Annotated in this window: 2 protein-coding genes; both read left to right on the top strand. The window is 70.5% G+C overall.

All coding sequences use genetic code 11. The annotated features are described in order from the left end of the window. The coding region (locus D7Y15_RS42290; protein WP_121756097.1) for a tetratricopeptide repeat protein at positions 1–3,313 on the top strand (3,313 nt) is incomplete at its 5' end. Between the two features lie 169 nt (positions 3,314–3,482). Then, positions 3,483–4,763: a serine--tRNA ligase gene (gene serS, locus D7Y15_RS42285; protein ID WP_121756096.1), complete on the top strand. Its 1,281-nt coding sequence runs from the start codon at positions 3,483–3,485 to the stop codon at positions 4,761–4,763. Positions 4,764–4,885 lie beyond the last annotated feature (122 nt).

The following is a 4,885-nucleotide window of genomic DNA, read 5'->3' as shown; positions in this document are numbered from 1 at the left end:
GTCCTACGACATGGGCGGGCTGCCCTCCGCGAGCGAGGACCCCTTCGCCCTGCCGCCCTCGCCCGGCCTGGACTTCTCCGACCTGCCCTCGCCCGCCGCGCCCCAGGCGATGGACTTCTCGGACCTGCCCTCGCCCGCCGCGCCCTCGGCCGTGTCCTTCGACTTCGCGGAGCCGCCTGCCCCCGCGTACGGCCAGGCCCCCATTCCCACGGATCATCCGTTCGCCGTGGACTTCTCGTCGCCGCCCCCGGCCGCGCCGCCCGCTCCGGACTTCCAGCTGGACTTCGGCGACCCCGCCCCGGCCGCGCCGCCCGCGCGAATCAACCCCGCCACGGACTTCGGCGACGTGGACTTCGGCGACCCCGCGCCCGTCCCGTCCTCCGCGGCCACGGGCCTTCCGGACGCGCTGGAGTTCGACCCCACCGCCGCGCCCGTGGATGACCTGGAAGCGGACCTCTCCGCGCCGCTGCCGCCCCCGCCCGCCGCGGGCCCCGCGGACGGCCTGGAGATGCTCAGCTTCATCGACGACAGCGCCGGCAAGGACGCCGGTGGCCGCGTGCAGGTGAAGCGCTTCCACGTGCGCCGCCGCTCCGGGAAGATGTTCGGCCCGTTCGAGGAGGGCGTCATCGTCAAGATGCTCGAGGACGGCCAGCTCCTCGGCAACGAGGACGTGTCGCCGGACTCGGAGGCGTGGTCCGCCATCGGCACCGTGCCCGTGTTCGCCGCCGCCATCCAGCGGCTGATGGAGGGCCCGGCCAAGGCCGTGCCGCTCGCGGCCACCCCGGGCGCGCCGGCTCCGGAGACGACGGGCGCCGCGGATCCCGCCAACCCCCAGGCCAGCATGGAGCGGCTGCGCCAGCTCTACGAAGGCCGCATGGCCGCGGTGTCCGTCGTGGACCGCAGCGCCTCCGACGCGAAGTGGAAGAAGCGCCTGCCCGCCATCATCGCCGCGGGCGTGGCGGTGGTCGTGCTGGGCACCGGCGCCAGCTTCGAGGCCAGCCGCTACGGCGCCTTCGGCCGTAACAAGTTCTTCCCGGCCCGCGTGTCCGCCGGCTCCGCCGAGGCGAAGCTCGTCGAGGAGGCGCGCAAGGGGCTGCTGGCGGACACGTACGCCAGCTACAAGGATGCGCGAAAGACGAGCGCCCAGGTGCTGGCGAAGAACGAGTACCCGGAGGTCCGCGCCCTCTGGTGCCAGTCCGTCGCCTACCTGCAGCGCCGCTACGCGGACGGAGAGCGCTCCGACCTCACCGCGTGCGGCAAGCACATGGAGTCCATCGAGCTGCTGGGTGAGAAGAACGTGGAGGTCATCAAGACCACCGCCGGCATCGCGCTCACCCAGCGAAGGGCCGCGGAGGTACAGGCCCGCCTGCAGGACGCCGCCAGCCGCGAGGACAACCAGGGCGACCTGGAGCTCTCCTTCCTCCTGGCGGAGTCCTACGCGCAGCAGAAGGACATCCCCAACGCCGTCGCCACGCTGACCAAGCTGCTGGAGAAGGACGCGAAGTCCGCCAAGGCCCACCACGCGCTGGGCAACCTGTACCAGGCGCAGGGCAAGGCCGACGAGGCCGCCAAGGCCTACGCGGAGGCGCTCGCCGCGGATCCGCAGCACGCCGCCTCCGCGGTGGAGCTGGCCGCGGTGGAGCTGCTGGTGCGCAAGTCGAACATCGAGCAGGGCGCCCAGGCCGTGGAGAGCGCCCTGAAGCTCCAGGACGCGCTGGGGCCCGCCGAGCGCGCCCGCGCCCTCGGCCTCAAGGGCATGGCCCTCTTCCAGCAGTTCAAGCCCAAGGAAGCGGAAACGGAGCTGAAGGAGGCCCTCAAGGCCAACCCGGACTCCGAGTTCATCAAGGCCCAGCTCGCCCAGGTGCTGCGCTCGCAGCGTGACTACGACGGCGCGCTGCCGCTCTACGCCTCGCTCGCGAAAGAGGACAAGGACAACCTGGAGTTCGTGGACGGCCACATCACCGCGCTGGTGATGACGGGCAAGATGCAGGACGCGCTCACCGCCGTGGAGGCCGCCAGCAAGAGCTTCCCCAACGAGGCGCGCATCGCGTACCTCTACGGCCGCATCGAGGACGCGCTCGACAAGCCCACGGAGGCGGAAGGCCACTTCAAGCGCGCCAACGCCGCCGACGCGAAGCTGGTGGACGCGGGCCTGTACCTGGGCCGCCTGTATCTCCGGCAGCACCGCAACGCGGACGCGCGCGGCCTGCTGGAGGCCGCCGCGCAGCAGGCGCCGGAGCACGCGGGCGTGCACGCGGGCCTGGGAGAGCTGGCGCTCGCGGAGAACAACAGCCTGCTCGCGCAGCAGGAGTTCGACCGCGCCGTACAGCTGGACCCCAACCTGGCGGACGCCCACCTGGGCCTGTCACGCGTGGCCCTGCTCAATGGCGACGCCACCCGCGCGGAGACGGAGGCCAACCGCGCCCTGGAGCTGGATCCGCACCTGTTGAAGGACGGCCGGCTGCAGCGCGGCCTGGTCCTCTGGCGGCTGCACCGGCTGGACGAGGCCGCCGCGGAGCTGGAGAAGGCCAAGGCGGAGGACCCCCGCTCCATCACCACGCCCATCACCCTGGGCGCGGTGCTCCTGGAGAAGGGCGACCTGGCCGGCGCGGAGAGCAACCTGGGCCTCGCGCTGCGCAACGAGCCGTCCAACCACGAGGCGCTCTACTACCTGGGCCTCGTGCGCGCGAAGCGCGCCGAGTACACCCAGGCGCTCGACAGCATGAAGACCGCCGTGGACCGCGCGCCCAAGCGCCCGGACTACCACTACGCGTACGGCGTCATCCTGCGCGACGCGAAGCGGCTGCCGGACGCCGTCGAGCAGTGGAAGGCCGCCGTGGAGCTGGAGCCCAACTACGCGGACGCGCATGAGGCCCTGGGCCACGCCCACCTGGAGCGCGCCCAGTTCGACGACGCCATCGCCTCCTTCGAGGCGGCGCTCAAGGCGGATCCGCAGCGCACACGGGTGATGGGCGCCATCGGCGACGTGCTCTTCAACGCCGCCCGCTGGGACGACGCCGTTCGCCGCTACCAGGCGGCGCTCAAGGCGGATCCGAAGCTCACGTACGTCTACTACAAGGTCGCCCGCGCCTTCACGGAGCAGGCCCAGTACGCCAAGGCCATCGACTGGTACAAGAAGGCCACCAGTGTCGAGCCGGACAACGCGCAGTCCTTCTACTACCTGGGCTTCGCCTACAAGGAGCGCAACAAGCGCAAGGACGCCATCACGGCCTTCAAGGAGTACCTGGTGAAGAAGCCGGACGCGGCGGACAAGAAGGACATCGAGGACGAAATCTACGACCTCGAACACTGACCGGGACTGGCGGGCGGGCCTCTCGTTCCAGGCCCGCCCACCCCTCCGGTAGACCAGCGGCGGGGCCCTTCCGGTCAGCCCCCGGGGCCTGGGGGCGTCCGGCCTTGAGCACCCGGTGCGTGGTGAGCCTTGCCGGCCCACGCCCGGGATGACTACAAGGCGAGCCCCTATGCTGGACCTCCGGAACGTTGCGCAGAACTTCGATGCGGTCGTCGCCCGACTGAAGACTCGGGGCGGCAGCCTGGACCTCGGCCCCTTCCAGTCGCTCTTCCTGGAGCGCCGCGACCTCTATGTCTCCATGGAGGCGCTGGCCGCGCGCCGCAACGCCGCCAACGAGGAGATGAAGCGCAAGGCCAAGGAGGATCCGTCCGCCATGGAGAAGCTGCGCGGCGACCTGCGCGGCGTCTCCCAGGAGATCAAGGAGAAGGAGTCCCGCCTCAAGGAAGTCGAGGACGAGCTCAACCGCATCCTGCTGGTCATCCCCAACGTGCCCCACGACTCCGTCCCGGTGGGCGCGAGCGCGGACGAGAACGTCCAGGTGAAGACCTGGGGTGAGAAGCCGAACCTGCTCTTCACGCCGAAGCAGCACTTCGAGCTGGGCGAGTCGCTGGGCATGCTCGACTTCGAGCGCGCCGCGAAGGTGTCCGGCAGCCGCTTCACCTTCTACAAGGGCGCCCTGGCGCGGCTGGAGCGCGCGCTCGTCACGTTCATGATCGACGTGCACACGTCCAAGGGCTACACGGAGCTGCTCCCGCCCTACCTCGTGCTGCGCGAGACGATGATGGGCACGGGCCAGCTGCCCAAGTTCGAGGACGACGCCTTCAAGACGTCCGGCGACCCCGAGCGCTTCCTCATCCCCACCGCGGAAGTCCCCGTGACGAACTACCACGCGGACGAAATCCTGGAGGGCGACCAGCTCCCCATCCGCTACTGCGCCTTCAGCCCGTGCTTCCGCGCGGAGGCCGGCGCCGCCGGACGCGACACGCGCGGCCTCATCCGCCAGCACCAGTTCCACAAGGTGGAGCTGGTGAAGTTCTCCCAGCCGGACAAGAGCCTGGAAGAGCTGGAGGCCATGACGGATGACGCGTGCGACATCCTCCGCCGGCTGGGGCTGCACCACCGCGTGATGCTGCTGTGCACCGGGGACATGGGCTTCGGCGCGCGCAAGACGTACGACATCGAGGTCTGGCTGCCCGGCCAGGGCGCGTACCGGGAGATTTCGTCCTGCTCGGACTGCGGCGACTTCCAGGCCCGCCGCGCGAAGATCCGCTTCCGCCCCCAGAAGGGGGACAAGCCCCAGATGCTGCACACCCTCAACGGCAGCGGGCTGGCCGTGGGGCGCACGAGCATCGCCATCCTGGAGAACTTCCAGCGGGAGGACGGAAGCGTCGCCATCCCGGAGGCGTTGGTGCCGTACATGGGCGGGCTGAAGGAATTGCGCCCCCTCTAAGTAGGTCGCCAGAAGTTCCGAGACAAATCCGGGTCGCATGCGCAGTTTCTGGAGCATGCGACCGGCAAGGAGCCCTGCCGAGCTGGGGCTGACAGCATACGACATGCGGAAGCTGGAGCGGG

The sequence above is a fragment of the Corallococcus sp. AB030 genome (assembly GCF_003668965.1).
Taxonomy (GTDB): domain Bacteria; phylum Myxococcota; class Myxococcia; order Myxococcales; family Myxococcaceae; genus Corallococcus; species Corallococcus exiguus.
Note: the sequence above shows the minus strand (reverse complement) of the source record. Positions and strands in the feature narration are given on the sequence as shown.

Coding starts and splice junctions, on each gene's coding strand:
- serS (WP_121756096.1), top strand. CDS start 3,483: ATGCTGGACCTCCGGAACGTTGCGCAGAACTTCGATGCGGTCGTCGCC.